This is a genomic window from Rhodococcus sp. AC861, assembly GCF_979256035.1.
The window spans coordinates 1,057,827-1,080,921 of the sequence record NZ_CEEDMW010000001.1 but is presented as its reverse complement, the minus strand read 5'-3'; the positions used below and the strand labels follow the sequence as shown (position 1 = coordinate 1,080,921).

24 protein-coding genes and 2 pseudogenes are annotated in these 23,095 nt (G+C 66.7%); 12 read left to right on the top strand and 14 right to left on the bottom strand.

Annotated features, from left to right (window positions below; genetic code table 11):
• Nucleotide 1: 1 nt before the first annotated feature.
• Nucleotides 2-1,639, bottom strand: a complete 1,638-nt coding sequence (gene pruA, locus AC0IX4_RS05230; RefSeq protein ID WP_471828287.1) for an L-glutamate gamma-semialdehyde dehydrogenase — start codon at nt 1,637-1,639, stop codon at nt 2-4.
• A 138-nt stretch (nt 1,640-1,777) separates the two neighbouring features.
• Between pruA and AC0IX4_RS05225 the strand changes: the two genes are divergently transcribed.
• On the top strand, nt 1,778-3,424 hold the full coding sequence (locus AC0IX4_RS05225) for a PucR family transcriptional regulator (RefSeq protein ID WP_471828286.1): 1,647 nt from the start codon (nt 1,778-1,780) through the stop codon (nt 3,422-3,424).
• Here AC0IX4_RS05225 and AC0IX4_RS05220 read toward each other — a convergent pair.
• A complete protein-coding gene (locus AC0IX4_RS05220; protein ID WP_471828285.1) occupies nt 3,409-4,041 on the bottom strand; it encodes a DUF2461 domain-containing protein in 633 nt (210 codons plus the stop codon). The genes AC0IX4_RS05225 and AC0IX4_RS05220 overlap by 16 nt on opposite strands.
• Before the next feature lie 9 nt (nt 4,042-4,050).
• Entirely contained in the window at nt 4,051-5,190 is a 1,140-nt protein-coding gene (locus tag AC0IX4_RS05215) for an acyl-CoA dehydrogenase family protein (RefSeq protein ID WP_471828284.1), read from the bottom strand.
• 105 nt (nt 5,191-5,295) lie between these two features.
• On the opposite strand from AC0IX4_RS05215, the gene AC0IX4_RS05210 reads away from it, so the two are divergent.
• The 6 genes from AC0IX4_RS05210 (at nt 5,296) to AC0IX4_RS05185 (ending at nt 8,999) form a co-directional block, all read left to right on the top strand.
• The gene (locus tag AC0IX4_RS05210) at nt 5,296-5,868 is read left to right on the top strand and encodes a TetR/AcrR family transcriptional regulator (protein WP_056070547.1); all 573 of its coding nucleotides are present in this window, start codon (nt 5,296-5,298) and stop codon (nt 5,866-5,868) included.
• 62 nt (nt 5,869-5,930) lie between these two features.
• Nucleotides 5,931-6,407 (top strand): VOC family protein, encoded by a 477-nt coding sequence (locus AC0IX4_RS05205; protein ID WP_042574471.1) that lies wholly within the window; start codon nt 5,931-5,933, stop codon nt 6,405-6,407.
• Between the two features lie 46 nt (nt 6,408-6,453).
• Nucleotides 6,454-7,140, top strand: coding sequence for a hypothetical protein (locus AC0IX4_RS05200; protein ID WP_052493224.1), 687 nt, complete (start codon nt 6,454-6,456; stop codon nt 7,138-7,140).
• Between the two features lie 122 nt (nt 7,141-7,262).
• A complete protein-coding gene (locus tag AC0IX4_RS05195; RefSeq protein ID WP_471828283.1) occupies nt 7,263-7,865 on the top strand; it encodes an FAS1-like dehydratase domain-containing protein in 603 nt (200 codons plus the stop codon).
• A gap of 10 nt (nt 7,866-7,875) precedes the next feature.
• Complete coding sequence (locus AC0IX4_RS05190) at nt 7,876-8,487, top strand: pentapeptide repeat-containing protein (RefSeq protein ID WP_471828282.1); 612 nt, start codon at nt 7,876-7,878, stop codon at nt 8,485-8,487.
• 302 nt (nt 8,488-8,789) lie between these two features.
• A complete protein-coding gene (locus AC0IX4_RS05185) occupies nt 8,790-8,999 on the top strand; it encodes a dodecin (RefSeq protein WP_042574554.1) in 210 nt (69 codons plus the stop codon).
• Nucleotides 9,000-9,005: 6 nt separating this feature from the next.
• On the opposite strand, the gene AC0IX4_RS05180 is transcribed toward AC0IX4_RS05185, so the two are convergent.
• From AC0IX4_RS05180 to AC0IX4_RS05145, 8 genes are all read right to left on the bottom strand, one after another.
• The gene (locus tag AC0IX4_RS05180; protein WP_471828281.1) at nt 9,006-10,421 is read right to left on the bottom strand and encodes a sulfatase family protein; all 1,416 of its coding nucleotides are present in this window, start codon (nt 10,419-10,421) and stop codon (nt 9,006-9,008) included.
• Between the two features lie 97 nt (nt 10,422-10,518).
• Nucleotides 10,519-11,403, bottom strand: a complete 885-nt coding sequence (locus AC0IX4_RS05175; protein ID WP_471828280.1) for a formylglycine-generating enzyme family protein — start codon at nt 11,401-11,403, stop codon at nt 10,519-10,521.
• A 12-nt stretch (nt 11,404-11,415) separates the two neighbouring features.
• Nucleotides 11,416-13,305 carry an adenylyl-sulfate kinase gene (gene cysC / locus AC0IX4_RS05170; protein ID WP_471828279.1) on the bottom strand — a complete coding sequence of 630 codons (1,890 nt, stop codon included), beginning with the start codon at nt 13,303-13,305 and terminating at the stop codon, nt 11,416-11,418.
• Entirely contained in the window at nt 13,302-14,108 is an 807-nt protein-coding gene (gene stf0 / locus AC0IX4_RS05165; protein ID WP_471828278.1) for a trehalose 2-sulfotransferase, read from the bottom strand. The genes cysC and stf0 overlap by 4 nt, the downstream gene beginning before the upstream one ends.
• 29 nt (nt 14,109-14,137) lie before the next feature.
• Nucleotides 14,138-15,106 (bottom strand): glycine betaine ABC transporter substrate-binding protein, encoded by a 969-nt coding sequence (locus tag AC0IX4_RS05160; RefSeq protein WP_471828277.1) that lies wholly within the window; start codon nt 15,104-15,106, stop codon nt 14,138-14,140.
• A complete protein-coding gene (locus tag AC0IX4_RS05155) occupies nt 15,103-15,840 on the bottom strand; it encodes an ABC transporter permease (RefSeq protein WP_471828276.1) in 738 nt (245 codons plus the stop codon). Before AC0IX4_RS05155 ends, AC0IX4_RS05160 begins: the two co-directional genes overlap by 4 nt.
• On the bottom strand, nt 15,837-17,063 hold the full coding sequence (locus AC0IX4_RS05150; protein ID WP_471828275.1) for an ATP-binding cassette domain-containing protein: 1,227 nt from the start codon (nt 17,061-17,063) through the stop codon (nt 15,837-15,839). The genes AC0IX4_RS05155 and AC0IX4_RS05150 overlap by 4 nt, the downstream gene beginning before the upstream one ends.
• Nucleotides 17,060-17,704, bottom strand: a complete 645-nt coding sequence (locus tag AC0IX4_RS05145) for an ABC transporter permease (protein WP_471828274.1) — start codon at nt 17,702-17,704, stop codon at nt 17,060-17,062. Before AC0IX4_RS05145 ends, AC0IX4_RS05150 begins: the two co-directional genes overlap by 4 nt.
• A 275-nt stretch (nt 17,705-17,979) precedes the next feature.
• Between AC0IX4_RS05145 and AC0IX4_RS05140 the strand changes: the two genes are divergently transcribed.
• Nucleotides 17,980-19,128, top strand: coding sequence for a zinc-dependent alcohol dehydrogenase (locus AC0IX4_RS05140; protein WP_471828273.1), 1,149 nt, complete (start codon nt 17,980-17,982; stop codon nt 19,126-19,128).
• Nucleotides 19,129-19,138: 10 nt separating this feature from the next.
• Nucleotides 19,139-19,699 (top strand): annotated as a pseudogene (locus AC0IX4_RS05135) (hypothetical protein).
• A 102-nt stretch (nt 19,700-19,801) separates the two neighbouring features.
• Here the strand turns inward: AC0IX4_RS05135 and AC0IX4_RS05130 are convergent.
• Nucleotides 19,802-20,245 (bottom strand): 6,7-dimethyl-8-ribityllumazine synthase, encoded by a 444-nt coding sequence (locus AC0IX4_RS05130; protein ID WP_471828272.1) that lies wholly within the window; start codon nt 20,243-20,245, stop codon nt 19,802-19,804.
• A gap of 75 nt (nt 20,246-20,320) precedes the next feature.
• Between AC0IX4_RS05130 and AC0IX4_RS05125 the strand changes: the two genes are divergently transcribed.
• From AC0IX4_RS05125 to AC0IX4_RS05115, 3 genes are all read left to right on the top strand, one after another.
• Nucleotides 20,321-20,674: a TetR family transcriptional regulator gene (locus tag AC0IX4_RS05125; RefSeq protein ID WP_471828271.1), complete on the top strand. Its 354-nt coding sequence runs from the start codon at nt 20,321-20,323 to the stop codon at nt 20,672-20,674.
• The gene (locus tag AC0IX4_RS05120) at nt 20,671-21,024 is read left to right on the top strand and encodes a hypothetical protein (protein WP_042574465.1); all 354 of its coding nucleotides are present in this window, start codon (nt 20,671-20,673) and stop codon (nt 21,022-21,024) included. The genes AC0IX4_RS05125 and AC0IX4_RS05120 overlap by 4 nt, the downstream gene beginning before the upstream one ends.
• Nucleotides 21,025-21,097: 73 nt before the next feature.
• Nucleotides 21,098-21,652 carry a hypothetical protein gene (locus AC0IX4_RS05115; protein WP_042574464.1) on the top strand — a complete coding sequence of 185 codons (555 nt, stop codon included), beginning with the start codon at nt 21,098-21,100 and terminating at the stop codon, nt 21,650-21,652.
• Nucleotides 21,653-21,665: 13 nt separating this feature from the next.
• Here the strand turns inward: AC0IX4_RS05115 and AC0IX4_RS05110 are convergent, their stop codons facing one another.
• On the bottom strand, nt 21,666-22,880 hold the full coding sequence (locus AC0IX4_RS05110) for an alanine racemase (protein WP_471828270.1): 1,215 nt from the start codon (nt 22,878-22,880) through the stop codon (nt 21,666-21,668).
• 59 nt (nt 22,881-22,939) lie between these two features.
• A pseudogene (locus AC0IX4_RS05105) lies at nt 22,940-23,095 on the bottom strand (chorismate mutase); the annotation flags it as partial.

Sequence of the window (23,095 nt, the reverse complement as noted above, 5' to 3'; positions counted from 1 at the left end):
GTCAGACTCCCTGGTGCGGGTAGGTGTGATCGGTTGCGGGAACGAAGGTTTCCTTGATGGTGCGTGCCGACGCCCACCGCAGCAGGTTCTGCGGTGACCCGGCTTTGTCGTTGGTCCCCGAGGCTCGGGCTCCACCGAACGGTTGCTGTCCGACGACGGCTCCGGAGGGCTTGTCGTTGACGTAGAAGTTCCCGGCGGCGAAGCGGAGGGCATCGGTCGCCTGCGCCACGGCGACGCGGTCGGTCGCGATGATCGATCCGGTGAGCGCATACCTGGAGGCCTTGTCGACCATGGCGAGGGTGTCGGCGAAGGCCCCGGGTGCCGAATCGTCGTACACGTGGACGGCGAGGATCGGCCCGAAGTACTCGGTGTGGAACGCGTCGTCGCTCGGGTCGTCGCCGAGCAGCACCGTCGGGTCGACGAACCAGCCCTCGGAGTCGTCGCAGGTACCACCGGCGGCGATCGTCAGGCCGGGGGCGGACTTCGCCCGGTCGAGAGCTGCGGCATTGCGGTCGAACGCCTTCCGGTCGATCACCGCTCCCCCGAAGTTCGACAGGTCGGTGACGTCGCCGTAGGTCAGGGACGACGCGGTGTCGACGAGGGTGTCCCCCATCTTCGCCCAGACCGACTTCGGCACGAACGCCCGTGATGCGGCCGAGCACTTCTGGCCCTGGTAGTCGAAGGCGCCTCGGATCAGGGCGGTGGTGAGGACGTCGGGGTCGGCAGAGCTGTGGGCGACGACGAAGTCCTTGCCGCCCGTTTCGCCGACGAGTCGCGGGTAGCTGTCGTAGTTCGCGATGTTCTCGCCGACCTCGCGCCACAGTCGCTGGAAGGTCGGCGTCGATCCGGTGAAGTGGATTCCTGCCAATCGACGGTCGGCCAGTGCGACCTCCGAGACCAGCGGCCCGTCGCCGAGGACCAGGTTGATCACTCCGGCGGGCAGCCCAGCGGCTTCGAGCAGTTGCAGCGTCAGGTACGCGGCCACGGCCTGCGTCGGCGACGGCTTCCACAGCACCGTGTTGCCCATGAGGGCGGGAGCGGTGGGCAGATTGCCGGCGATGGCGGTGAAGTTGAAGGGGGTGATGGCGTAGACGAATCCCTCGAGGGGGCGGTACTCGACTCGGTTCCACACGCCGGCCGACGACATCGGCTGCTCGCTGAGGATCTGGCGGGCGAAGGAGACGTTGAAACGCCAGAAGTCGATCAGTTCGCACGGGGAGTCGATCTCGGCCTGGTAGGCACTCTTGGACTGTCCGAGCATGGTGGCCGCAGCGATCGTTTCGCGCCACGGGCCGGACAGCAGATCGGCGGCGCGGAGGAACACCGCGGCACGCTCGTCGAACGGGAGCGATCGCCAGGCGGGTGCCGCGGCGGCCGCAGCATCGATCGCGTCGCGCACGTCCTGGTGCGTGGCGCCGGTGAACGATCCGACGACCGACGAGTGACGATGGGGCTGGACGACGTTCTCGCGCGGGCCGCTCGCATCACGGTGCACCCCGCCGATCACCTGCTTGATCTCGGTGGGTGTGCCGGCCAGTCGATCGAGTTCGGTGGTCAGCCTGGTTCGTTCGGCGCTTCCCGGTGCGTAGGTGTGCACGGGTTCGTTCGTCGGGGTGGGTACGGCGGTGACGGCGTCCATCTCGGGTCCTCCGGGTGTTCTCGTCGATCGGGGTGTGATCACTCAATCCCATGACCACCCCCCGGATATTCGGCCGATCCGACGAGAGTTCGCCCGATGCTCTGTCCGACCGAACAAAGCCTCGGTACAGTCGACGGCATGGTGTCCCGTCGGAACGCGCCGACCCTCGACGCGGTGGTGCGCGCGCTGCATGCCGCCTTCGTCGAGGTTCTGGTCGCCCCGGCGGGTCTCGAGGTTCCGATCTCGTCCGTCACGCTGGTGGATCCGGACGACCTGTCAGCCGAGGCGTACACGACGGCGGCGGCCGCCGATCTCTATCTTCTGGCGGGTGTCCGCGAGGCGGACGCGGTGACGTGGCTCGAGGAAGTGGGGACGCGCAGCGCGGACCTACGACCGGTCGCTGTCATGAGCAAGGCCGCCGCGTCGTCGACGTTGATGCAGCACGCTGCCCGCGTGGCGGGGGTTGCGCTGATCGCGGTGCATTCGCAGACGCGCTGGGACCGGTTGCTGTCCATGGTGCGCGGGGTGCTGGACCAGTCGAACCAGCACATCGTCCCGACCGGACCCTCCGACCTCGGCGGCGTACTCGGTGCCGACACCGACCTCTTCGGCCTCGCGCACACGGTCGCCGTTCTCACCCGGGGCATGGTGAGCATCGAGGACGAGCGGTCGCATGTGCTGGCCTACTCAGCCTCGAACGATCAGGCCGACGAGTTGCGCACGTTGTCGATACTCGGCAGGGAGGGCCCGTCCGAGTACCTTCGACGTCTCGAACAGTGGGGTGTCTACGACAGTGTCCGGCGATCCGACGACGTCGTCGAGGTTCCGGCGCACCCCGATCTCGGCATCCGACGACGGCTGGTCGCGGGCATCAGGACGACCTCGTCCGAGCCGAAATTGCTGGGCACCCTGTGGATCCAGGAGGGACAGCGACCTCTGGCCGACGACGCCGGCAGCGTGCTGCGCGGAGCCGCCGCGGTGGCGGCACGGCTGATCACCCGCATCATCCAAGCCCCGACGAACGAGGCACTGCAGATCCAGCGTCTGCTCGGTGCCCGCGGCGGCGGCGTCGACGTCCCGTCACTCGCCGCCGCACTGTCCATTCCCACCGACGGGCCTGCCGCGGTGATCGGGTTGGCAGCCACCGGCGCCACGTCCGCCACCGCGACGTCCGATCTGTCGACGGCGATTCGATTGCACGCCAGCTCTTTCCACCGCCTGTCGTTGGTGACCGCCATCGGCGACCGGATCTACGTGCTGATACCGCGAACACGCGCCGAGACGTCGGTCGAGTCGTGGACGCGCCAACTCCTGGACCGCATCGACGCGCGCACGACCGTCCGCCTCCGCGCAGCGGTCGCATCGCCCGTCGCCGCCCTGAGCGAGGTGGCGGCTGCGCGGACCGAGGTGGACCGTGTGCTGGACGGAACGTCGGGTTCCACCGGTGACCGCGTGACGACGCTGGCCGATTCGCGCACGTCGGTGCTGCTCGGCGAGATCGTGGACATGGTGGCGGCTCACCCCGCTCTGCAGGATCCGCGGATGAGCGCCCTCGTCGAGTACGACGCCAGAACGTCGTCGTCGATGTGCGAGAGCACCCGGGTGTACTTGACGCACTTCGGTGACGTCCGGAGGGCCGCTGCCGATCTGCACGTCCACCCGAACACGTTGCGCTACCGTGTGCGCCGGGTGGAGGAGATCACGCGGACCGATCTGTCCGACCCCGCCGCGCGTCTGCTGATGGAGATCCAGTTGGCGGTGTGGGCCCGTCAGGCCAGAACCTGACGGCACCATTCCATCAGCGGAGTGAAATCGCGCCACGCCGCTCGGACGTGGTCGGCGCACGCCTCGGTGTCCAGCCAGGGCGGGCACCCGAAACTGCGGCCGAGAGTCAGAGATTTGTGACGAAGCAGGTCTATCCGCGGATGATCGGCGTCGTATCCACGAGGGGACGTCTTCAGGCGATCACCGCCGCGGTCGTACCCTCGCCCTTCCAGGTCGGCGACGATCTTCTGCAGCTCGGCGCCCCTCACGTCGTCGTCGACGACGGCGCGGAACTGCGCGATCGTGTCGGACGTCGATGCGTAGAAGCCGCCGGCGACCATCAGTCCGGCGGCGTCGACCTGGACGTAGTACCCCGTGGACGGCGCCACCTGGACATAGGCGCCCTGGTGAGTCTTGTACGGCACCTTGTCCTTCGAGAAACGAACGTCGCGGTGCGGGCGGAACAGCTTGGCGCTGCCGAACTCGTCGGCCAGCACCTCGGTCAGCGCGGTCATCGGCGCACGGACCGACTCGTCGTAGGTGTGCTTGTGCTCGGCCCACCACGTCTTGCTGTTGTCGGCCTCGAGGTCCTCGTAGAAGTCGAGGGCGGCTTCCGGGATGCCGGTGAACGAGGTCATGTCTGCAGGCTATCGCCCCAGCGACCGACTGATCACCAGTCGCTGGATCTGGTTCGTCCCCTCGAAGATCTGCGTGATCTTGGCGTCGCGCATGTAGCGCTCGACCCGGAAGTCGCGGGTGTAGCCGTAGCCGCCGAAGACCTGCACGCCGTCCGTCGTCACCTTCATCGCGGCATCGGTCGCGACGAGCTTTGCCACCGACGCCTGGCGGGAGAACGGCAATCCGGCGTCCTTGCGTCGCGCAGCATCGATGTAGGTCGCCCGAGCCGAATCCACCGCCGCTGCCATGTCGGCGAGTACGAAGCCGAGGCCCTGGTGGTCGATGATCTTGCGGCCGAACGTCGTTCGCTCCTGCGCGTAGGCCACGGCGTCGTCCAGGGCAGCCTGCGCGATCCCGACCGCGACGGCGGCGATACCCAAACGGCCGGCGTCCAATGCGCTGAACGCAATACCCAGGCCCTGTCCTTCGGCGCCGACGAGCCGGTCCTTCTCCAGCAGCGCCCCGTCGTAGTGCGCCGCCGTGGTGGGGACGGCGTGCAGCCCCATCTTCTCCTCGGGCGCACCGAATGAGAGCCCGTCGAGATCGGCCGGGACGAGGAAGCAGGAGATGCCCTTGGAGCCCTCGCCCGTCCGGGCGAACAAGGTGTAGAAGTCGGCCTTCCCGCCGTGGGTGATCCACGCTTTCGATCCGGTGACCGTGTACCCGTCGGGTCCGGGAACTGCCTTGCAGGCCAGGGCGGCCGCGTCGCTTCCCGCCTGGGGTTCGGACAGGCTGTAGGCGCCGATGGTGCTGCCGCTCAACATGTCCGGGAGCCAGCGCTGCTTCTGCCCCTCGGTCCCGAACGCCATCAGCGGGTGGCACGAGAGCCCGTGCACGCTGACAGCCACCGCGACGGCGGCCCACCGCGATGCCAGTTCCTCGAGTACCTGCAGGTACACCTCGTACGGTTGACCGCCGCCGCCCCACTCCTCCGGGTACGGAAGGCTCAGCAGTCCCGCCTCGCCCAGCGTCGCGAAGACGCCCTCGGGGTAGGTCTCTTCTTTCTCGTGCCGATCGACGATCGGGTCGAGAACCTTGTCCGCGATGTCGCGGGTCAGCTGCAACAGATCGCGCGCGTCGTCGTTCGGTAGCAGGCGGTCGACAGCCATGTCCGGTCCTCGTTCCGTCGGTGGTCCTGAGCACACCAGTACTGCGGTGGCCCTCTCAGTACTATCGACAGTACTGCATCGGCAGCTCCAGTACTATCAGCGGTCATGACAGCAGCTCACGCGACGGCGCGGCGCGCACAGCTCTTCGACGCCGTCGTCACGCTGTTCCTCTCCGAAGGCTTCGCGCACCTCACGCTCGAGGACATCGCCGCTCGACTCCGGTGCTCCAAATCGACCCTGTACACCCTCGCGCCCAGCAAGGACGAGCTCGTCCGCACCGCCACGGTGCACTTCTTCACCTCGGCGGCCCACTCGGTCGATGCGGCGGCGGCCCGAGCGCACGGGACCCGCGCGCGCATCGCCGCCTACCTCGGCGCGGTGGGCGAGGCACTGGCTCCCGCATCGGAACAGTTCATGACGGACCTCGCGGAGTTCGAGCCGTCCCGGTCGGTCTACGAACGCAACACGGCGATCGCCGCCGAACGCGTACGCCGGATCATCGACGACGGAGTCCGCGCCGGGGACGTACGCGACGTGCACGCAGCATTCGTGGCCGACGTCGCCGCCTCGGTCATGGTCTCGATCCAGAGTCGCGCGCTCCCGCGGCGCACCGGACTCGACGACGCCGACGCCTACCGCGAACTGGCCACCTTGCTTACCGAGGGCATCGCGCGATGAGTTTCCTCCTGTCGCGCAGTCAGAGTCGGTACACCGTCCACCTGTGACATCAGGAGCTTCGCATGCAGAAGATCACCCCCACGCTCTGGTACGACGACAAGGCCGAGGAAGCCGCCGAGTTCTACATCTCCACCTTCGGCGACGGCGCGATCCTGAATGTCAGCCGCTACGGCGACGACGGCCCGGGCACCCCCGGCAGCGCGATGATCGTGGATTTCGAGTTGTTCGGTCAGCGGTTCAACGGCCTCAACGGCGGGCCCATGTTCACCTTCACCGAGGCGATCTCCATGTCGGTCAGTTGTGACGGACAGGAGGAGGTGGACCGGTACTGGGATGCGTTGGTGTCCGACGGCGGCGCGGAGTCGCAGTGCGGGTGGTGCAAGGACAGGTTCGGAGTGTCGTGGCAGATCGTGCCCGTCCAGCTGATGCACCTGATGAGCAACCCCGATCCGCAGGTGTCCCAGCGGGTCATGCAGTCGATGCTGTCCATGCGCAAGATCGTCATCGCCGATCTGCAGCGAGCTCACGACGCGGCCTGACGCACTCCCCCGGTTTCGCGGGCCGTATCGCGGGAACACCGCGTCCGTGTCCGACTCCTTGCTCGTCCGCGCCCTGGCGGCCCCGTTCGGCCTGGGGTCGGCGGTGCGGCACGCGAAGCTGTTCCATCCGAAAGGCATCGTTCTCCGCGGCACCCTCGAGCGGATCGCTGCCGACGGCGCCGGGTTGCCGGTGGGATCGGCCGACGACGTGCTGGTCCGTCTGTCGTCCGCGCTGGGTCTGCCCCGCTCCGTTCCGGACGTGGCCGGGTTGGCGATGCGTCTGCCACCCACGGACCTCGCCGACTCGGCGTGGGACATCCTGCTCGCGAGCGCCGGCCGCGACGTCGTCACGCGGTGCATCCCCCTGCCGGTCGGCTCGTTCGACTCCGCGTCGTACTCGTCGCTGATGCCGTTACGCCACGACGGTCGCAACTGGTGGCTGCGCGCCGGCGTCGTCAGCGCTCCGACACTGCCCACGCTGGAGTCGATATCCGACGCCGTCCTTTTCCGACCCCTCGTGATCGAGCTCGAGCAGTCCCCCGGCACCGACGACTACCAGCCGCTGGCGAGACTGTCGCTGACCTCGGTCGACAACTCCGGTGGGCAGGTCTCGTTCGATCCGGTCCGGCGCACCCCGAGCAGCGTTCGCCCGGGTCCCGAGTGGTTGCGATCCCTCCGGGCGCGCGCCTACCTGGACAGTCGGCGCGGCCGGGAGACCTCGAGGTCCGGTTGAGGGTTCCCGGTTGTGGTTACTCACACCCTCAGTAGGCTGTGATCACAGACAACGTCGCTCGTACGACATAGGGGAAGGTTCCACGTGAACAGGATTTCGGCGTGACCGGTGACATCGGGTCGATGGCACCTGACGCAGTGCAGGAGACGCGCCCCCTCGTTCCCCACGAGGTGGACCACCGCTTCGAACGCACCACCACGCTCGTCGGGCACAAATACGTCATCCCTGACTACTACGAGGTCGGTCGCGAGAAGATTCGCGAGCTCGCGCGGGCCATCCAGAACAATCACCCGGCTCACCACAACGAAGCAGCTGCCGCGGAGCTGGGATACGACGGTCTGATCGCTCCGGCCACGTTCGTCAGCGTCGTCGGCTCGATCGCCATCGACTACCTGTTCTCGCACATCCTGGTCGAGTACGAGATCACGGCAGTGCTGCAGACGGACCAGAGTTTCGTGCTGCACCGACCACTGCTGCAGGGCGACCGCCTGGTGTCGGAACTCCAGGTGATCTCGGTGCGCCAGTTCGCGGGGAACGACATCATCGTCGTCCAGAATCACATCACCTCGCGCGGCGAGGACGCGTGCACCAGCACCACCACGTTCATCGCCCAGACCGACGCCGATGTCGATCCGCGAGCGGCCGCTCTGGTGAGCGCCGTTCTGCCCGCGAGCACTCCGCGCATCGGACCCACCGCACGACCGGAGGACACGGACGGCGTCTAAGGTCGCTGCGGTGGTGGACGAAAACGCGGACCAGTCGTTCGAGGGCGAGAACTTCAACGAGATCGACGCTCACGGTGAGTTGTGGACCGGCAGGACCTACACGTCGTGTTCGTTCATCGACGCAGACCTGAGCGGGCTCTCGACCCACGGCGTCGTCTTCACTGGGTGTGATTTCTCGGGCGTCGACCTGACCGACTCCTCGCACACCGGCACGGCGTTCCGCAACTGCGAGTTCAGGCGTAGCCGGTTGTGGCACAGCACGTTCCGCAGTACATCGTTTCTCGGATCGTCCATCTCCGACACTCGGATCAAGCCGTCGACCTTCGACGAGGTCGACTTCATGCTCGCCTCGCTCGGCGGACTCGACCTGCGCAACCTGGACCTGACGGGTGCGCGATTCCGGGAGTCCAACCTGGTCGGCGCCGACCTACGGTCGTCCGTGCTTCGCAACGCCGACTTCGGCGGAGCACGCACCTCGGGACTGCGCCTGAACGACGCGGACCTGCGAGGCAGTACGGCCGACGCGACGTTCTGGACGTCGGCGACACTGGACGGCGCTCGCATCGACGCGGTACAGGCGTTGGCCTACGTCCACGCGCACGGCCTCGTCGTACAGGACTGACCCGGTTTTTCGGACTCGGTCTCGTCCGCAGAGCCGTCCGCATCGAATAGTCGTTGGAAACTGCCTCCCCGCGCGATACGTCCGGGCGGGAAGGCAGTTCCGTCGGGAAGCTGTGGTCTCAACCTCCCGGGCGGTGACGCGGACGTCGCCGCCGCCAGTCAACTACCCGGACCCCGCTGTCCCGAAACGACGGGGCCCTCGAAGCCGTTGCAACCGAGTTGATCCGAATCCTGGACGCAGCGCCGTACCGAGCGCACGATGACGGCGCAGGTACATCCGAGAAGAGGGTCGAGGACACCACCATGAGCGACAACGTCTACCGCGTCACCGAAATCGTCGGCACGTCCACCGAGGGCACCGACGACGCCGTGCGCAACGCCATCTCCCGCGCGAGCAGCAGTCTCCGAGAACTGGACTGGTTCGAAGTTGTCGAGACTCGGGGCCACATCGAGAACGGTGCGGTCGCGCACTTCCAGGTGACCGTCAAGGTCGGGTTCAAGCTGGAAGCCTGACGCCTGTCACGCCGTGGTGGACCGTTCCTGCGATGTGAACTGCCGATCCTTGCCTTTCGGCGATCGTGGAACGGTCTGCCCCGTCAGCGTCGCCAGATACCGCGTGACGACGCGGTCCGACAATGCCGATCCTTCGGCATCGGAGACGACGACGTCACCGGTGTCGGTGCGCCACTGCGCGAGCATCGCGGCGAGCCGCGCTTGGATCTCGGCGTACTCCGGCCGATCCGCCACGTTCTCCCGCTCACCGGGATCTGCGCGCAGGTCGTACAACTCGCGGGGAGCACGCGGTTCGGTATGCGAGAGGTCCAACGCCCGGCCGGACAGACTGTCCGCGATATCCAGCGGCAGCTCGAGACGGGGCCTCGGCGCGTAGTTCTCGATGTAGCTGTGGGTCTCGGTCCGTACAGCCCGGATGGGGTCGTAACTGTCGTGATAGTTCTTCTGCGAATACACGGCGTCGCGTGCCGGCCGTCCGGACCCGTGATCGAGCAGCCGCGCCGCGTGGGACACCCCCTCGACGTCGTCCGGAATCTCGATACCGACGACGTCGAGGAGAGTCGGCACCAGATCGACACCACTGAACAGGTCGTGGTGCACGAACGGAGCGATGCCGCGGGCGTGCGGTGGTCGCACGATGAACGAGATCCCGGTGCCTCGGGCGTACAGCGTCGACTTCGCTCCCGGGAACGCTTCACCGTGGTCGGTGAAGAACACCACCCATGTGTTCTGCGCGAAGCCGGTCGACTCGAGCACCCCGAGAAGTCGTCCCACCGCAGCGTCCGCCACCTCGATCGACCCGTGGAATGCCGCGAGATCCGCCCGGACGTCCGGGGTGTCCGGAAGGTACGACGGCACCACGACCGCATTCGCGTCCGGAACCGGATAGCGCTCCGGCGAGTACGGGCGATGTACCTCGAAGAACCCTGCGTTCAGCAGAAAGGGCGCGGTGTCGACGCCGTTCCGGTCGGAGGCAGCCGTCTGCAGGAAGTCCGTGGCGCGATCGACGACGTAATCGCAGTCGGAATCGGTGACGTCGTACTCGTCATATCCCAGACGGTCAGGTGTCGACGATTCGTGCTGCATTCCGTACAACGCGCTGCGCCATCCGTGATCACCCAGAATCTGGGGCAGGGTGCGCACCTCCGGCTTGTACTCCCATCCGTGATGCGCGAGGCCGACGACGCCATTGCTGTGCGGGTAGCGACCCGTCAGGAGGCTTCCCCGCGACGGCGAGCAGAGCGGCGCCGTGGCGTGCGCGTCGGTCAGCAGCACACCCTCGGACGCCAGACGATCCAGTGCCGGACTGACGGCTCCCGTGGCGCCGTAGAGCTCCAGGTGCCGCCCGAGATCGTGCCAGTGGATCAGCAGGATGTTCTCCGCGGCGTCGGATCTCGGGACGGGTGATACGGGGGCAGGCATGGCGAAGGGACCTCTCTCGGCGCGCGGTCGACTCTCGACCGTAGCGCGTGCCGCGGATCGCACTACGCGTTCGACTCGAGGTGATTGCAATCCCGCCTCACACGGAGCGAGCGACCACCCGGAAACCTGTGTGGCCGCTGGACGTGTCGGGAGTCGACCCGGATCGAGCCGACACTCGGTAGCGCCGACAGTAACTCGCGTGACACAGGTACGACCCACCACGAGTAGCGCCGCGGGTGGCATCGATCATGCCGGTCGTCCACTCCCAGACGTTGCCCGTGCTCTCGTACAGGCCGTGGCCGTTCGGCGGGAAACTGCGCACCGGTGCGGTGGCGGCGAACCCGTCGGCTGCGGTGTTCTCGTTCGGGAAGCTGCCCTGCCACACGTTCATCAGGTGACGACCCTCCGGTTCCAGCACGTCCCCCCACGGGAACGGCTGACCGTCGAGTCCGCCGCGGGCCGCGTACTCCCACTGCTCCTCCGACGGCAGGCTTGTCCCCGACCATGCGCAGAACGCCTCGGCATCGCGTCGTGACACGTGGGTCACCGGGTGGTCCGGGCGGTCGCGCGTCGCGACCAGATCGACGTCCGGACCAGCGGGACGACTCCAAGTCGCGCCACTCACGACGCACCACCACGGTGTCACCGCGACTCTCGGCTGTCGGTGTGCGGTATCCCCCAGCGCATCGACGAATACCAGTGAGTCCCCGAAAGTTTCGGCATCCGTCCGGTACTCGGTGTGCTCGACGAATTCGGCGAACTGGGCGACGGTCACCGCCGTCACGCCGATGGCGAACGGATCGATGTGGACGGCGCGGACGGGCCCCTCGCCGTCCTCCGCATACGCCCATGGGTCGTCGGATCCCATGGCGAACACGCCGCCCGGCAATGTCACGAGTTCGGGCGTGGGACCCGAACTCGATCTGATCGAGCCGACGTCCGAGGCCGCCGACGCTCTCCGATCGGGATGACAGCAGGACATGCCCACAGTCTCTCAGGCGTCGGTGCGGAGAAGACCCCGAGCGGTCAGCACGGCGAGGATCTCGGCGACCAGAGCATCGATGTCGGCACCAGTCGTGTCGATCACCAGGTCGGGATTCTCCGGCGCCTCGTACGGTGCGTCGATCCCGGTCAGGCCCTTCAGTTCTCCTGCACGAGCCTTCGCGTAGAGGCGCTTGGGATCACGTCTCTCGCACTCCGCGAGGGGCGTCGCGACATGGATCTCGACGAACGGCAAGTCCGCCGCGGCGTTGAGCGTGCGGGCTATCTCCCGGTCCGACGCCAGCGGCGAGACGAGGGATGCGATGGCGATGACGCCCGAGTCGGCGAAGAGCCGAGTGAGATGCCCGACACGACGGATGTTCTCGGCACGATCACCCGGAGAGAACCCGAGGTCGTCGGACAGCCCGTGGCGGACGTTGTCACCGTCGAGCAGGTATGCGGCACGACCGGATTCGACCAGCGCACGTTCGAGGGCGACGGCGACCGTCGATTTGCCCGACGCCGGCAGACCCGTCAACCACACCGTCGCGCCGCCCTGCCCGATGGCCGACCAGCGATGTCCTCGTTCGAGTGCGGACGGGTGCCACTTGACGTCGTTACGCACGCGACCCGACGGTTTCGCGGCACGGGCCGTGAGAATCGTTCCCGCACCTACCGTGTCGTTGGTGTTCTCGTCCACGACGATGAACGATCCGCCGTCGCGGACCGTGTCGTACGGGTCCGCCAACACGACGGAGCTCGTATGGATGGTCACGGTACCGATGTCGTTGAGAGCCAACGCCAACGGTGACCGTTCCTCCGCCAGCGTTTCGGGGTCGATGCGCGAGTGCAGTTCGGACACCGTGGCTCGGACCGTCCTGGTCCCATGTTTGAGGGCGAACCTGTCCCCCGCCCGCAACGGCGTGTCGGCGAACCAGCAGACGGTGGTGTCGAGTTCAAGAGCCAGTACCGGAACATGCGCACCGTCGGCTCCCGAGACCAGGACGTCGCCGCGTCCGACGTCGATGTCGTCGGCGAGTTCGACCGACACGGACAGTGGCGCCACCGCGACGTCACGTGCGTCGTCCAGGGTGTCGAGGGCAGTGATGACACTGCGGGTTCCCGACGGGAGCGCGACCACGGGATCGCCCACCGCGGCGGTTCCGGCGGCCAGTCGGCCCGTGTAGCGCCGGCGCTCCTCCGGCCCTGCGGGTCGCGAGACCCATTGGATCGGCAGACGCAGATGCTCCGCATCGGCGTTCGGGGCGACCAGATCCAGGGATTCGAAGTACTCCGACAGGGTAGGGCCCGTGTACCAGTCGGTGTCCGCCGACCTCGAGACGACGTTGTCGCCACGCAGTGCCGACACGGGCACGATCACGGTGTCGGTGATGCCGAGTCGGTCTGCAAGCAGACGGATCTCGTCGGCGACCGCGGTGAAGCGGGTTTCGTCGAAGCCGATCAGGTCGATCTTGTTCACGACGGCGACGATGTGTTCGATCCCCAGCAGGGACGCGATGCGTGCGTGCCGACGCGTCTGCCGCAGGACTCCTGTGCGAGCGTCCACCAGAAGCAGGGCGACGTGCGCATTGGATGCACCGGTGAACATGTTGCGGGTGTACCGCTCGTGGCCAGGCGTATCCGCGAGAATGTAGTTGCGCGATTCGGTGGAGAAGAACCGGTAGGCGACGTCGATGGTGATGCCCTGCTCACGTTCGGCCCGCAGTCCGTCGGAGAGCGCGGCAAGGTCGACGACGCCGTCCTCGTCCGTCACCGCGTCGAGGTGGTCGAGCGGCAAACTGTCCGTGTCGTGCAGCAGCCGACCGATCAGGGTGCTCTTGCCGTCGTCGACGGATCCTGCTGTCGCGATGCGCAGCAGCTGACGGGGAACCGTGGCGGTCATGTCGGCAGTCCGAGAGATTCTGCGTCTGCGCGATATCGCTGGACCCAGTCGTCCGACCTCGCATCGGACTGCTTGCGCAGCGCCGGCGCGGGTGCCAGCGCAGGATCGAGTCCGAGGTGCTCGAGTACGGCGGCGAGCGTACCGGGGACGTCCGCGGTGAGTGCATCGAAGTCCACCTCGTAGGGCGTGACACCCGCGATGTCGAACCAGGCCCGCCAGCCTTTCTCCTGATCGCGCAGAACACCGACGAGGTGGGCAATGCCGTTCGGATTATACTGCGCAGCAGCATCTTTCACGGGGTCACCTCGACCCCTCCAGACTCGTGTCTGGACCGCGCGCCAGAACGACACCGCCTGCGGGACGACGTCGCGCCGCGTCACCTTCAGGAACGCGACCTCGCCCAGGACGTCGGCGACGGCGTCGGCGAGGGGATCTCCACCGCGGTGCTCCCGCGTCGGGAGACCGTCCGCCCGTTCGATCAGCAGCGGTGTCTGGTTCCACATGAGCTTGCCACCCCACACACCGTTCGCGGAGCGACCCTCGGTCAGGATGCGGTCTCGCCACTGGTTCGACGTCTCCGCCCACGGCGACCCTGACTCGAGGGGATCGAGCAGATCGATCACCGAGGGGTCGTCGACACCGACGAACCATTCCCGGGGCTGAGGGGGTGCCGACGACTGCGGCAGATACTGGAAGAACTCCTGCGGCTCACCGGCATGACCGGTGCTGCGCAGACTTTCGACCAACAGCGTGCTTCCGCTGCGCTGGGAGGCCAGCACGAGATACGACCGTGGACGGGGCACGTCATTCCTTCCGGATCGAGCACTGCGAGTCACTGGACCAGGTTCTCGCTTTTCAGCCAGTCGTAGGCGACGTCGGAGGGGTCCTCTCCCTCGATGTCGACCTTGCCGTTGAGTTCCTGCATCAGGTCGTCCGTCAGTTTCGAGGACACGGTGGCGATGAGGTCGGCGATGGCGGGGTGCTCGCGGAGGACACTGCCCCGTACGACGGCGGTGCCGCTGTACGGGAGGAAGTACTTCCGATCGTCCTCCAGGACGGTCAGATTCAGATTCTTCACTCTGCCGTCGGTGGTGTAGACCATACCGAAGTTGCACGGCGAGCTCGACGCCGTCGACGTGTAGACCACACCGGCATCCATGCTGGTGACGTTGTCCGCGGGAACCCCGTTCGGACCGTTGAGCGGGATGCCGTAAGTGTCGAGCATGGGTCCGAATCCGTCGGCGCGCGAGAAGAACTCGTCGTCCACGCAGAACGTCCGATCCTCGACGGGCAGGGCGGCGACGTCCGACAGTGTGCGCACGCCCAGCCTGCTCGCCGTCTCCGCGGACGCCGCGAACGCGTAGGTGTCGTTGAAATTGGCCGGCGGCAGCCAGTCCAGGTCGTGATCACGCTGCTCGACGTCGCGCACGCGCTCCCACAGCTCATCGGGGTCGGAGATCACCTCCGTCTCGGCGTGGTAGTTCACCCACCCGGTTCCGGTGTACTCCCACAGGATGTCGGCGTCGCCGTTGAGCTGCGCCTGGCGTGACGACGCCGACCCCGGAGCGCCCGTCAGATCGCTGACGTCCGCGCCGGCCGCAGCGAGGTAGGTGGCCGTGATCTTGCCCAGCAGAACACCTTCGGTGAAGCTTTTCGACGTCACGACCAGGGGCACGCCCTCGAGCGGCGTCGCGCCGTCCGGGAGGGACGCGGACTGGAAGGTGCCGGAGGAGCTGACCAGCCCGCACCCCGCCACGGTCGTCAGGACGAGCGCCGATGCCAGCGCAGCCAGGCTTCTCACAGCACACCTCGGGGAGTCGCGACCAGCTCGACGAGCCGACCGATCCAGTCGATCGACAGGGCGAGCAGCGCCACCAGGATCGCGCCGGACACCAACAGTTTCGGGAGGAACAGGGTCACACCGGTCGTGATCAGGGTGCCCAGGCTGGTAGCACCGATGAACGTGCTCAAGGTCGCGGTCCCGACCAGGATCACGAGCGCCGTGCGCACCCCGTTCAGGATCACCGGTACGGCCAACGGCAGTTCGACCTGGACGAGGGTCCGGAGTCCGGAGAATCCGATGCCGCGCGCCGCCTCCACCGTGCGTCGGTCGACACCGCGCAGGCCCACGATCGTGTTCTGCAGGATGGGAAGGATGGCGTAGACCACCAGGCCGACCACCGCGGTGCGGAATCCGGTGCCGAGCCACATGGTGAGCAGCACGATCAGTCCCACCGCCGGAGCTGCCTGGCCGACGTTGGCGGTGTTGACCACGATCGACTCGAACTTCTGCGCCGACTCCCTGGTCAGCAGGATCCCCAGAGGAATGCCGATCAGCACCACGATCACGGCGGCCGTCAGCGTCAACACGATGTGGTCGCCGATCGTGGCTTGCAGATTCTCCCAGCCCAACGCTGCGCCCTCGGTGGAGGTGAACGTCGCCGATCGGTACCAGAGCGCGTAGCCGACTCCGAGCACGAGGATGACCAGGGGCTCGAGCCACACGTCCAGAGGTGCGTGCTTGATGCGGTTCACCGCTCCACGCCGCCCGTCTGCTGCGGAACCGACGATGCCGAGCCGTCGTCGTGCGCGCTGTAGGACAGGGCGGCCTCGCCGCCCCGCGCGTCGGAAAGCTGGCCTCGGATGACGGACATGACCGTCGCGATGGTCAGGGCTCCCGTCACCGCGCCGCGACCGTCGGTCACCAGCACACCTCCCTGACTGGCGGCGAGCATCGTGTCCAGAGCGTCGTTGAGGGTGGACGACGGTGCGACCACGGGCAGACGCTTGTCGACGTAGTCGGACACGCGCTCCTTCGTCGCGACCTCGTCGAGCGAGGGCCAGGCGCGACCCTTCCCGTCCTCGTCGACGACGACGACCCAGGTCACGCCGGCGGCCTTCGCACGAGCGATGACCTCGCCGGCCGAGTCGCCGACGCGCACGGTGACCACCGGGTCGTGCGGCACGTCCTTGACCCTCGACAGAGTCAGGTGCGCGAGCGTGGCACCCGATCCGACGAACTCCTCGACGAACGGGGACGCCGGGTTGGCCAGGATCTCCTCCGGGGTGGCGTACTGCTCGATGTGTCCGCCCTCGGAGAACACCAGCACCTTGTCGCCGAGCTTGGTCGCCTCCTCGAAGTCGTGGGTGACGATGACGATGGTCTTGGCCAGTTCGTGCTGGATGGCGATGAGCGAGTCCTGCAGACGGACGCGGGTGATCGGGTCGACGGCACCGAACGGCTCGTCCATCAGCAGCACGGGCGGGTCCGCGGCGAGCGCTCGGGCCACACCGACACGCTGCTGCTGGCCGCCGGACATGTCCTTGGGCAACCTGTCTCGGAAGGTGTCCGCGTCCAGGCCCACCAGATCGAGGAGGTACTCCGTGCGCTCGTCGATACGTTTCTTGTCCCACCCCAGCACGCGCGGGATGGCACCGATGTTCTTGGACACCGACCAGTGCGGGAACAATCCTCCCGATTGGATGACGTACCCGACGGACTGACGCAGCGTGTCCGGGTTCTCGCCGGTGACGTCGCGGTCACCGATGAGGATGCGGCCCTCGGTCGGTTCGATGAGACGGTTGATCATCTTGAGCGTCGTCGTCTTGCCGCAGCCCGACGGCCCCACGAAGGCGACGATGTCGCCGGCCGCGATGTCGAGGTCCAGTCGCTTCACCGCGGGCGTCGACTGGCCGCGGTACTGCTTCACCACCCCGTCGAGACGGATGGATGCGCCGGTGATCGTGCGGTCGGTCATGACAGTCCCTTTGCGATGGTGAAGCGTCCGAGGAGGACGAGAAGTGCGTCGAACGCCAGCGCGATGACGACGATGAGAATTGTTCCGGTCGCGGCCATCTCGACGGAATTGGTACCGCCGAGCCGGGACAGACCGTTGAAGATCAACGAGCCGAGGCCGGGGCCGAGAACGTAGGCCACGATGGCGGCGACGCCGACGATCATCTGCGTCGACACCCGGATTCCGGTCAGGATCACCGGCCACGCCATGGGCAGTTCCACCTGGAAGAGGATGCGGCGACGCGAGAAGCCGATTCCCTGTGCCGACTCCACCACCGACGCCGGGACAGCGCGGAGTCCGACGATGGCGTTGCCGATCACCGGCAGTGCTGCGAAGAACGCCAGCATGACGAACGACGGAACCACCCCGAGGCCGAAGGGCACGATGAGGAGCGCCAGCAGAGCCAGCGACGGAATGGTCAGCAGCACTCGGCTGGTCGTGAGAGTCACCGCGGCGAATACCGGTAGTCGGTACACCGCCACCGCGACGACCACGGCGACGAGGGTGCCGACGACGACTGTCTGGAACGCCAGGGAGGCATGTTGGTACGTGAGGAACGCCAGGAAATCCCCGCGCCCCCGCACGTAGTCGAGAAGTGACACCGTCGACCCGCCTACATCGCTCGTACGCCGTCGCGGACGGCGACGACGGTTCGGAGATGAGACGTTATAGATTCCCGGTACTCATTGCTCACCTCGCGGACCAGCGGTTTCCGGTCGGCGCCGTCGGCGGGGCGGGTCCGAACCGCTCTCACCTGAGCAGGAGCAGCGCCATCCTCGCGTCCGGCGACGTGTCAAGTTTTCGAATCTCGATGAGTCCAATGAATGCTTCGGGGCAGTTCTGTTTGAGGGCAATATCACAGGGTAGTTCGCACGGCATGAAAGCAATGACGTACCGCGGCCCGTACACGGTCCGCGTCCAGGACAAGGACATGCCCACCGTAGAACACCCGAACGACGCAATCGCGCGCGTGGAGATGGCGGCGATCTGCGGATCCGACCTCCACCTCTATCACGGCATGATGCCGGACACGCGTGTCGGGATGACGTTCGGCCATGAGTTCATCGGCGTCGTCGAAGAAGTCGGTCCGTCCGTGCAAAACCTGCAGCGCGGCGATCGAGTCATGGTGCCGTTCAATGTCTACTGCGGTTCGTGTTTCTTCTGCACACGCGGTCTGTACTCGAACTGCCACAACGTGAACCCGAACGCGACTGCCGTCGGCGGCATCTACGGCTACTCGCATACCTGCGGTGGGTACGACGGCGGCCAGGCACAGTTCGTCCGGGTGCCGTTCGCGGACGTGGGACCCTCGATCATTCCCGACTGGATGAGCGACGAGGACGCGCTGCTCTGTACCGACGCCTTGGCCACCGGATATTTCGGTGCCCAACTCGCGGACATCGTCGAAGGTGACACCGTCGCAGTGTTCGGCGCCGGACCCGTCGGCCTCTACGCGGCGAAGTCCGCGTGGCTCATGGGAGCCGGTCGAGTGATCGTCATCGATCATCTGGAGAATCGACTTGCCAAGGCGCGGACGTTCGCGCATGCCGAGACGATCAACTTCGCCGAGCAGGACGACGTCGTGGTCACGATGAAGAGGACGACGGATCACCTCGGCGCCGATCGAGTCATCGACGCGGTGGGGGCGGAGGCCGACGGAAACTTTCTCCAGCACGTCACCGCCGCGAAGTTCAAGCTGCAGGGCGGCTCACCCATCGCCTTGAACTGGGCGATCGACAGCGTCCGCAAAGGTGGGACCGTATCGGTCATGGGCGCGTACGGTCCCATGTTCAGTGCGGTCAAGTTCGGCGACGCAATGAACAAGGGACTGACGCTGCGCATGAACCAGTGCCCGGTCAAGCGCCAGTGGCCACGCTTGTTCTCCCACATCCAGAACGGCTACCTGAAGCCGAGCGAGATTGTCACGCATCGCATTCTGCTCGAACACATCGCCGACGCGTATCACATCTTCTCGTCGAAACTGGACGACTGCATCAAGCCGATCATCCTTCCGCACGCGAGCTGAGAGGGCCCTCATGGTCTACACCGCCGATCACCCGTCGACCCCCGATATCGAGGATCTCCGCGCTCGCATCCCCGGCTGGGGCGTCGACCGCGATCCAGCCGACCGGCCCTCCGTCCCCCGTGAGCGCATCGACCCGGCCGGCACCGGTGCGCACTGGGACTTCCCCGAACGGCAACCGGAGCTCCGCCCGCGTGAGCGGTCCATCTAGCACAAGATGCTGACGCCCGTCTTCGGAACCACCGCACCCCTTCGCGGCGCGTCCGGAGCCATGCGACGATTCGCCTATCGATACAGCGAGGGCAGGGCCGCGCATTGGCTGATGCTCCTTGCAGCCGATCGCGTCGACGCGATCGAATCGCACGCCCAGTCGTTCCTCAGCCTGCATCCCGACAACCCGATCACTCAGACCGGAGTGCGAACGGAGTTCACACACAACGGACTTGGAGCCCGGCGCGGCACGACGCGTGTGGATACCAAGCACGCGTGGATGGACCCGTTCATCGTCGCCGGACCCTGGGTTGCGACTGCCGCGGTGATCACCCGCGCCGTTCGTTCGCTACGTCGCGGGTGATTCACGTTCCCGCGGGCGTTCCGTGTTCCCGCGGTGACTGCACCACCCGCCGGAACATACAACGCCCGCGGGAGCCGAGAAACGTCGTGGCCGACTGACGGATCAGGCCTCGACCTTCACGATCGCGTCGCAGGCCTCGGCCGCTTGGGCACCCTTCGTGACGAAGTGGTCGCGGAAATAGGTCAGATGTTCCTCGTGCTCGTGGAAATGGTGCGGGGTCAACACCACCGAGAAGACCGGCACGTCCGTGTCGAGCTGCACGCGCATCAACCCGTCGATCACGGCCGTCGCCACGAACTCGTGTCGGTAGATTCCTCCGTCCACCACCAGACCTGCCGCGACGATGGCGTCGTAACGTCCGGTGCGCGCCAGTCGCTGGGCCTTCAGCGGAATCTCGAAGGCACCGGGAACCTCGTAGAACTCGAGGCTGTCGCGCTGGTGTCCGAGAGCGAGCATCCGGTCCGTGAAACCCTCTCGGGCCTTGTCGACGATGGCGCGATGCCATGTTGCTTGAATGAAAGCGATCTGTCCCGGTGCGTCGGCCATGCAGTGAAACTAGCCCAGCACCGGTCCCGGCGGTCACGAGTAGCCGTTCTTGACTGTTCAGTCTAAAATGAGCTCATGGCTCGACCTCGCGCGTTCGACACCGATGAGGTGGTGGCCGCTGCCGTGGCGGTGTTCACCGAGCACGGCTATCGGGGCGCGTCGGTCGATCAGATCCTGGCCGCGACGGACATCCGGCGGGCCAGTCTGTACAACGCGTTCGGGAGCAAGCGCGGACTGTTCCTGACGGCGCTTCGATCCGACAGGGCGACGATGGACCTTCTCCTCGTCGCGCTCATGGAACTCGCACCCACCGACGCGGCACTACGCCGCGAGCTCGCCGCCACCCTCGCCGAGAGGGGCATCGACGAGCGCGCACTCGGCACCGCACTGCTCTCCCGCGCCGACATCAGACGAGAGGAAACACTGTGAACACCGTGACTATCGAGGGCGGACGGCTGGTCGTCAGCCCTCGTGGCCTGGACAAGCTGTGGAGCTTCACTCGCCGACTCGACGTGCCGTTGTCGCAGGTGAAAGGTGCGACCGCCGATTCCGGTGTCCAACGGGAACCCAAGGGGATCCGCGCCCCCGGCCTCTCGATTCCCGGCAAGTACGCCGGAACGTTCCACCGTGACGGGGAGAAGACGTTCTGGAACGTCAGCGACCCCGTGCGGAACGTCGTCATCGAGTTGGACGGCACCGGAAAGTACGACCGACTCGTCCTCACGGTGGACGACCCCGGCGGCATCGAGAACACGATCAACGCTGCGATGACGTCCTGAAAGCCGTCTTCGCGGAGGTATCGACAGCCGGAGCTGGTCGTCCGAGGGCCGCCAGTGCTTCATACTGACCCACATGGCGTCCAACTCGAAACGAGCAGTACTGAGCAATGAGGCCGATTCGGTCACCGTCTTCCACGACGGCCGGATCAAGGTCACCTCGAGGGATCACCGCTGGGAGATCGTCGAGGTCGGCAGGCACAGTGCCCTCGGCCAGTTCGTCACGCTCGGCGTCGGACGCCCCCTGTCTGCGAGCGAGACCACCACCGCTGCGGCGCCTGCTGCCGACTACTCCGTGGCGTTGACGCCCGACCGGGAGACCGAGGTCGCCGGCACCGTCGCCGCGACCAACGGCACCTTCATCCAGTTCCTGCACAACGGCTCCATCACCGTCGGCAGCGACGGACGGGACATCGCCGAAACGTTCAACACGGGCCCGGAAGCCAACTCGGAGATCGTGTCGGTCCGTGGCGGCTCGGTGACCGTGACCTTCCGCGGCTCCTACCGCCCCTCGTCACTGCGCGAGCACGACTTCCTGGTCGACATCCCGTCGCCCGAGAAGCCTGCTCTGAACCGCCTGCACCCCGGCGAGCACGAGTCTCGCGCCGGAAAAGTGGGCCCGTTCCGCTGATCGAGGAATGCCCTCAGAGAAACGCGAAGCCTTCCCCACGGTAGGTCGGTAGCTCGCCGACCAGTCGGTCGCCCGAGACCAGATGCAGGACATCGACGCGCTCGCAGAGCTCCCCTGCCTTGGCGTGACGGAACCACACTCGGTCTCCTACCCGAAGCGACGCGGCCGACGGTCCCACAAGGGGGGTCTGCGCTTCGCCGGCCGCCTCACGACTGGTCAGCTCCAGTCCGTGAGGCCACGCCATCGTCGGCAGTCGATCCGTGCCGACCGGCCCCGACGCCACCCATCCGCCACCCAGGACAGTGGCGGTGGACGCGGACGGCTTGCGCACGACGGAGTTGACGAAGAATGCGGCGGGTTCGGGCCGGAAGCGTCGATAGTGATCGAAGAGCGCGGGCCCGTAGAGACCCGACCCGGCGCCGACCTCGGTAATCGCAGCTTCCGACGCGGTCTGCTCGATCGATCCGGTACCGCCTCCGTTGACGAACTGCAGCGGTGCGATCGCTCGTACCGCGGCGACGGCCTCGGCTCGGCGCGTGCGCAGTTCACGGGCGGATGTCCCCTGGACGGCTCGCAGTGCTGCGCGAGCAAGAGAATTCCCGGGCTGATCGTCTCCGATTCCGGCGATCTGTCCCTCGTACGACATCACGCCGACCAGATCGAAGCCGCGTCGCTTGTCGAGATGTCGCGCCAGTTCGGTGGCAGCAGCAACCGAGTGCACGGGAGATCGCAGAGGACCGAGATGTACCCGACCACCCAGCAATTCGAGGGAGGCGTCCATATCGATGCAGACGCGAATCGATGACCGCACAGAAGGCACGACCTCGTCGATGTAGTCGAGCTGGTCTGTCGAGTCGATCATGATCGTCACGCGCGAGGCCAGGCGATCGTCACTGCACAACGTTGTCAACGCAGCGCGATCCGCGGTCGGATATCCGACGACAGTGTCCTCGTGCTGGTCTGCGAGCCAGATCGCTTCCGGAAGCGTGAGCGCGAGAATCCCGCGGTAGCCGTCCAGGGACAGTGCGCGGTCGATGAGGCCGCGACAGCGGACTGATTTGCTGGCCAACCGAATGGTGGCCGAACCGCCGGTGCGCGCGACCAGACGGGAGGCGTTGGTGTCGAACGCGTCGAGGTCGATTACCGCGAAGGGCGGCTCGAGATCAGAAGTAGCCGACTCGAGTTGCTCCATGCGAGCGGGGCGACCGTGTGCGGCGGGGCGTCGCATGAGCCAGAAGTCTGGCCGGACGCACCGACCGCGTCAAGGTCGGTGAAACTACTACGAACCTACTGGCCGATGCGGCCGCGGCCCATGCGCAGGAGGAGCATCCCGAGGGTGCGACCTTCCTGGCCCAGGTCACCGAAACGCTGGAGTGCGGACATCTCGCGAACGTTGGACGCCGACCGGCCCTGCGCGGCCTGGGCGAGCCCGACCGTGCGGGC